Source organism: Bradyrhizobium sp. P5_C11_2 (assembly GCF_054049755.1).
In genome coordinates this window covers 1-5,995 of record NZ_JBFULT010000465.1, presented here as the reverse complement: position 1 = coordinate 5,995, position 5,995 = coordinate 1, and the positions used below count along the sequence as shown (strand labels likewise).

The 5,995-nt window shown below is 64.3% G+C and carries 5 protein-coding genes; 4 read left to right on the top strand and 1 reads right to left on the bottom strand.

Annotation, left to right across the window (positions count from 1 at the left end):
- The 3 genes from ACXJL8_RS31165 to cyoD form a co-directional block, all read left to right on the top strand.
- A partial coding sequence (locus ACXJL8_RS31165) for a cbb3-type cytochrome c oxidase subunit I (RefSeq protein WP_456686163.1) occupies positions 1 to 1,797 on the top strand: 1,797 nt, incomplete at its 5' end.
- The gene (locus ACXJL8_RS31160) at positions 1,797 to 2,438 is read left to right on the top strand and encodes a cytochrome (ubi)quinol oxidase subunit III (protein ID WP_456686162.1); all 642 of its coding nucleotides are present in this window, start codon (positions 1,797 to 1,799) and stop codon (positions 2,436 to 2,438) included. The genes ACXJL8_RS31165 and ACXJL8_RS31160, both read left to right, overlap by 1 nt.
- Positions 2,435 to 2,824 (top strand): cytochrome o ubiquinol oxidase subunit IV, encoded by a 390-nt coding sequence (cyoD, locus tag ACXJL8_RS31155; protein WP_456619669.1) that lies wholly within the window; start codon positions 2,435 to 2,437, stop codon positions 2,822 to 2,824. The genes ACXJL8_RS31160 and cyoD overlap by 4 nt, the downstream gene beginning before the upstream one ends.
- Positions 2,825 to 3,246: 422 nt before the next feature.
- On the opposite strand, the gene ACXJL8_RS31150 is transcribed toward cyoD, so the two are convergent.
- Entirely contained in the window at positions 3,247 to 4,035 is a 789-nt protein-coding gene (locus ACXJL8_RS31150) for a thermonuclease family protein (RefSeq protein WP_456619668.1), read from the bottom strand.
- 200 nt (positions 4,036 to 4,235) lie between these two features.
- Here ACXJL8_RS31150 and ACXJL8_RS31145 point away from each other — a divergent pair, with 200 nt between their 5' ends.
- Positions 4,236 to 5,834 carry a GMC family oxidoreductase gene (locus ACXJL8_RS31145; RefSeq protein WP_456619667.1) on the top strand — a complete coding sequence of 533 codons (1,599 nt, stop codon included), beginning with the start codon at positions 4,236 to 4,238 and terminating at the stop codon, positions 5,832 to 5,834.
- Positions 5,835 to 5,995 lie beyond the last annotated feature (161 nt).

Genomic DNA, 5,995 nt, shown 5'->3' with positions numbered 1-5,995 from the left:
ATGCTGCTGCGCGGCGGCAGCGACGCGATCATGATGCGGATCCAGCAGGCGGTCGCCTTCCAGTCGCAGGGCTATCTGCCGCCGGAGCACTACAACCAGATCTTTTCGGCCCACGGCACCATCATGATCTTCTTCGTGGCGATGCCGTTCGTGATCGGGCTGATGAACCTGATCGTGCCGCTCCAGCTCGGCGTGCGCGACGTCGCTTTTCCGACGCTCAATTCGGTCGGCTTCTGGCTCACCGCGACCGGCGCGCTGCTGGTCAATCTCTCGCTCGTGATCGGCGAATTCGCGCGCACCGGCTGGCTCGCCTTTCCACCGCTGTCGGGACTGTCCTACTCGCCGGGCGTCGGCGTCGACTATTACGCCTGGTCGCTGCAGATCTCCGGCGTCGGCACGCTGGTCGCCGGCATCAATCTCGTGACGACCGTGCTGAAGCTGCGCACCAGGGGCATGAACTATCTGCGCATGCCGATGTTCTGCTGGACCACGCTGGCCTCCAATCTCCTGATCGTCGCGGCGTTTCCGATCCTCACCGCCACGCTCGCGATGCTGCTGCTCGACCGCTATCTCGGCTTCCACTTCTTCACCAACGAAGCCGGCGGCAACGTCATGATGTTCATGAACCTGATCTGGGCCTGGGGCCATCCGGAGGTCTATATTCTCGTGCTGCCGGCCTTCGGCATCTTCTCCGAGGTGGTCTCGACTTTCTCCGGCAAGGCGCTGTTCGGCTATCGCTCGATGGTGCTCGCCACCATGGCGATCTGCGTCATCTCCTTCATGGTCTGGCTGCACCATTTCTTCACGATGGGCGCGGGCCCCGATGTCAACGCCATTTTCGGCATCGCCAGCATGATCATCGCGGTGCCGACGGGAGTGAAGATCTACAACTGGCTGTTCACGATGTATGGCGGCCGCATCCGCTTCGCGACGCCGATGCTGTGGGCGGTCGGCTTCATGGTCACCTTCATCATCGGCGGATTGACCGGCGTGCTGGTTGCGGTGCCGCCGGCGGACTTCTTGCTCCACAACAGCATGTTCCTGGTGGCTCACTTTCATAACGTCATCATCGGCGGCGTGCTGTTCGGCGCCTTCGCCGGCTTCGAATACTGGTTTCCGAAGGCCTTTGGTTTCCGGCTGGATGAGCGATGGGGAAAGCTGGCGTTCTGGTTCACTTTCCTTGGCTTTTACGTCACTTTCCTCCCGCTCTATATCGCCGGCATGCTCGGCATGACGCGGCGCCTGCAGCACTACGACGTCGCGGCGTGGCGGCCCTGGATGTTGGTGGCGGCCGCCGGCATGGCCGTGCTGACGATCGGCGTGATCTGCCAGATCATGCAGCTCGTGGTCAGTATCCGCAACCGCGAGKCGTTGCGCGACCGCACCGGCGATCCCTGGGACGGACGTTCGCTGGAATGGGCGACCTCGTCGCCGCCGCCGGTATTCAATTTCGCCTTCAATCCCGATGTGCGCGGCGAGGACGCCTATTGGGACATGAAGGCCCATGCCCAGCAGCAATCGCTCGAGCACGCACCCGAATATCAGGACATCGAGATGCCCAGGAACTCGCCGACCGGTTTCGTCTGCGCGTTCTTCGCCACCATCATGGGCTTTGCGCTGATCTGGCACATCTGGTGGATGGTGATTTTGGGCGGCATCGGCGCGTTCGCGACCTTCGTCGTGTTCGCCTGGCGCGACCATGACGAATACGTCATTCCGGCCGACGAGGTCGCCCGCATCGACCGCATCAATCTCGAGGAACGGCGCAGCCTCGTCAGCATGGCGGGGGCGGTCTGATGTCGATGACCGCGACCGTCGGCCGCGCCCACGCCGATCCCCATCACATCGGGGTCGTCGTCGAGCATCCTGGACCCGCGTCGAAGCGCATCGTGACCGCCTACGGCTTCTGGGTCTTCCTGCTCTCCGACATCGTGATGTTCTCCTGTTTCTTCGCGGCCTACGCGGTGCTGGTCGGCCAGACCGCCGGCGGCCCCAAGGGCTCGGAAATTTTCGAGCACCGGAACGTTGCGATCGAGACCGTCTGCCTGCTGCTGTCGAGCTTCACCTGCGGCATGGCCAGCATTGCGGCCGACGTGCGTAACCGGTTCTGGTTCTACCTCGGTATGGCCGTGACCTGCGTGCTGGGGCTGATATTCCTGGTGATGGAGTTTCGCGAATTCGCCGATCTCGTCTCGCGCGGCTATGGCCCCTCGCGCAGCGCGTTCCTGACTTCGTTCTTCTCGCTGGTCGGGTGCCACGGCCTGCATGTCTCGGCCGGCGTGCTCTGGCTTCTCACCATGGTGGCGCAGGTCTTCGCAAAAGGCTTTCGCGCCGACATCCTGCGCCGGATGATGTGCTTTGCGCTGTTCTGGCACGCGCTCGACATCATCTGGGTCGYGGTCTTCTCCGTCGTCTACCTGCTTGGGAGTGCCGTATGAGCGATCAGACGCACATGCCGGCCGGACACGACCTCGCCCCCGGCGAGGAAGAGCAGCACAGTGTCGGCGCGCGCATCCTCGGTTACGTCGTCGGCCTTGCACTCGCGCTGCTGCTGACGGCGACGTCGTTCTTCATCGCCGGCACCGACCTGGTCTGGCAGCCGTCCATTCCCGTCGCGCTGATCGTGCTCGCGATCGCGCAGATGGGCGTGCATCTGGTGTTCTTCCTGCACATCACGACCGGCCCCGACAACACCAACAACGTGCTGGCGCTCGCCTTCGGGCTGCTGGTCGTGTTCCTGGTGGTCGGTGGAACCGTCTGGATCATGGCGCATCTGAACGCGAACATGCCGCCGATGGACCACATCATGCAGATGCGGAGATAGCGCGCGCCGATGGCAGCAGGGCATGATGTGAGCCTTGATGCGCTGACGTCGCCACATCGTCATGGCCGGGCTTAGCCGTCCGAAGGACGGCGTCGCTTCCGCTCGCCTATGTCCCGGCCATCCACGTCTTGCTCCGCGGCACGAAGCACGTGGATGCCCGGGACTAGCCCGGGCATGACGGTCTCCCGTAAGGTCGGCCTCCAGAGCCGCGCCAAAAAGAAGAGCCGCTTGTCGTGGACAAGCGGCCCAAGTCTAGGGAGGAAACGCCCGAGCAAGGACAATCGGGCCGGAGCCGAATTGCTGCCAAGGATGCGCTCGCGCAAAGCGCGTGCGCACGTTCACAAATGCAGCAACTCCCGATCGAGATCAATTCCGGATCAATACTGTCTCGGTCCGGGACATATGAGCGCTGGACGCGCTCCTCATTTCGGCCGGCGGCAATTATAGGCCTTGCGGAAGCCGGCGGCCTGGGCGTCATCCTCCGAGCAGAACCAGCGGTCCGGCTTCGTCGTCGCCGGATAGCTCGGGCAGCCGCGCAGATGATAGATGCCGATATTGCCGGTGACACGCGCGCGCACCGCCAGCTTGCCCTTGATGCTGCAGCTCGGCGGCATCGTCAGTTCCTCCGGAAACAGCACCGCGCGAATCTCCTTGTCGCGGTCGGCGCGGCAGGCGGCGCCCAGGAGCGTGCCGTCTCGCTTGCCGGTGCGGAATTCTTGCGGTGCAACAAAGCAGCCCTTCCAGATGCCACTCGTGGCGGTCTTGGCTTCGGCCGCGACCGGCTTGACGTTGGCCTTGATCGGCTCGCGCGCGATGGCAAAGCCGAGCTTGATCAGCTGCTCGTTCAACGAGACCTTGTCGCCCTCGGCCGTGCAGATCGCCCGGTGGCGCTTGCCAAAGCTCTTCTCGGGGCCGACATCGTCGCAGCGCACCGGGCGCTTGCCGATCAGCTTGGCCAGCTGGTCGCGGGCCTCGATGCCGCAGGTCCAGGGATCGGCGTGGTCGTCGATGCAGACCTGGTCCAGCTCCGGCGCATCGACACCGTCGAGCCGGTAGGTGACATCGCCAAGCTGGATGGAATTGGCATCCCGGACGGTCGCGGCAGCCGTCAGCGCGGAGGCGGGGCCGGAGGTCGCCAGAAATCCGGACAGTGCGAGAAACAAAACGAGCGCGAATGCGCGGGCGGCGGCAAATGAATTCTCGAAGGACATAAGGTCTCGCTATCGATTGCTCTGCAGCTCGTTCCTAGCATCCGGATGTGGCGATACCAATGGTCTGCGCCCTGCGAAGTGCGACATTCCGGCCTCGCGGCTTTACTCAGCCGTCGCTCTGATCCTATCGTTTGCCGGGCCTGCGAACCGTGACGGCCGAATCGCCCGGGACGTGGCGAGGGCGGGAGGACAATGTTTCGATGAACGATCCTGTGGACGTCCTGATCATCGGCGCCGGCGCTTCGGGCGCGGCGGTCGCGTGGTCGCTGGCCGAGACCAAGATGCACATTCTCTGCCTGGAGCAGGGCGGCTGGATGAACCCGGCGGAATATCCGAGCACGGGCCGGGACTGGGAAGCCAAGTTCTACGGCGAGTGGTCGTCGAGCCCGAACATCCGCGGCCGGCCCGAGGACTATCCGATCAACGACGACAATTCGCCGATCAAGGTCGTCAACTACAATGCGGTGGGCGGTTCGACGGTGATGTACACCGCGCACTGGCCGCGGCTGCATCCCTCCGATTTCAAGGTCAGGACGCTCGACGGCGTCGCCGACGACTGGCCGATCGACTACGATGCGCTGACCCCGTTCTTCGAAGAGAACGACCGTATCATGGGGACGTCCGGGCTGTCGGGCGATCCGCTGTCGCCGCTGACGCATCCGCCGATGCCGCAACAGCCGCTCGGCTTGTCCGGCGCCATCATCGGCAAGGCGATGAACAGGCTCGGCTGGCACTGGTGGCCGTCGGACACGACGGTTGCGACCACGGACTATGAGGGCCGGGCGCGCTGCATCAATCTCGGCCATTGCACGCCGGCCTGCGCGCAAGGCGCCAAATCCTCGACCGACATCACCTATTGGCCGCAGGCGATCCGCGCCGGCGTCGAGCTGCGCACCCATTGCCGGGTGCGCGAGATCACCACCGACGAGAACGGCATGGCCTCGGGCGTGGTCTATTACGACAAGGACGGCGTCGAGCAGTTTCAGCCGGCGCATGTCGTCATCATCGCCTGCAACGGTGTCGGTACGCCGCGGCTGCTTTTGAACTCCGCGTCCGGCCGTTTCCCGAACGGCCTTGCCAATTCATCCGGCCTCGTCGGCAGGAATTTGATGTTCCATCCCTATGCGCAGATCTACGGCTATGTGAAGGAGCCGACCGACAGCAACCGCGCGCCGCCGACCTGCCTGTGGAGCAAGGAGTGGTATGACACGGACCTGTCGCGCGGCTTCGTGCGCGGCTACGGCGTCCAGTTCGTGCGCGGCGCCGGTCCCGTGTTCGAGGCCGTCGTCAGTGAGCAGAAGGGCATTCTGCCCTGGGGCGCCGATCATCACCGCGTCTTCCGCAAGCTCAACGGCCATCGGCTGGGTTTCTCGGCGATCTGCGAGGACCTGCCGGAAGAGCACAATTGCGTCACGCTCGATCCTGTCCTGAAGGACAGCCACGGCATTCCCGCGCCGAAGATCGACTACACCATCAGCGAGAACAGCCGGAAGATGATGGAGTACGCGCTGGCGCGCGGCCGCGAGGTTCTGGAAACAGCGGGGGCGACCGACATCTGCGTCAACTCGCCGATCCCGTGGGGCGGCTGGCATCTGCTCGGCACGGCGCGAATGGGCACCGATCCGGAACGCTCGGTCGTCAACGAATGGGGCCGCTCGCACGACGTGAAGAACCTCTTCATCGTCGACGGCAGCATCTTCGTCACCTCGGGCGGGGTGAACCCGACGTCCACCATCCAGGCCCTCGCGCTGTACATCGCCGACCAGATGAAGCAGCGCCTCGCAAACTTGTTTGATTGAACATGATGCGGATCCAAGCGAGCGCCGATCTCGGTGCACCTCTCCCGCTTGCGGGAGAGGTCGGCGCAACGCGCCGGGTGAGGGTTCTCTCCTCTGGGGGAGCCCCTCTGCTGAGGTACCCTCTCCCCAACCCTCCCCCGCAGGCGGGGGAGGGAGCGCAC

Bases quoted from the DNA above. Each gene is read 5' to 3' on its own strand.
- cyoD (WP_456619669.1), top strand. From the start codon at position 2,435: ATGAGCGATCAGACGCACATGCCGGCCGGACACGACCTCGCCCCCGGC.
- ACXJL8_RS31150 (WP_456619668.1), bottom strand. From the start codon at position 4,035: ATGTCCTTCGAGAATTCATTTGCCGCCGCCCGCGCATTCGCGCTCGTT.
- ACXJL8_RS31145 (WP_456619667.1), top strand. From the start codon at position 4,236: ATGAACGATCCTGTGGACGTCCTGATCATCGGCGCCGGCGCTTCGGGC.